We start from the raw sequence: 277 nt of genomic DNA, 5'->3' as shown, positions 1-277 counted from the left end.
GATGGGCGCGAAACAGCGCCCCGAGGGCCAGGTCGTCGTTGTTGAAGAACACTGCGTCGATCTGCGAGTGCTGCGCCAGCAGCCGATCCAGCAGCTCCGCGCCAAGCCCAATGGACGACAGCTGCGGTGTCAGCAGCTCCAGAGTTGGCTCATAGCGACCCGCCTGGCGCATGGCCTGACGGTAGCCTTCGGCGCGTTGCAGGGTCCGAGGGTCGAGCTGCGCCGCGGCGAAGGCGACGTGACGGTAGCCGCGCTCGAGCAAGGTGCGGGTCATGGC

At 67.9% G+C, this 277-nt stretch carries 1 protein-coding gene; it reads right to left on the bottom strand.

Features of this window, described 5'->3' with window-relative positions; all coding sequences use genetic code 11:
• On the bottom strand, positions 1-277 hold a 277-nt coding region (locus AAEZ10_RS27300), incomplete at both ends, for a substrate-binding domain-containing protein (RefSeq protein ID WP_350571799.1).

The sequence above is a fragment of the Pseudomonas sp. H26/SER47-MNA-CIBAN-0231 genome (genome assembly GCF_040310465.1).
GTDB lineage: Bacteria > Pseudomonadota > Gammaproteobacteria > Pseudomonadales > Pseudomonadaceae > Aquipseudomonas > Aquipseudomonas atacamensis.
This window is presented reverse-complemented; position numbering and strand designations above follow the sequence as displayed.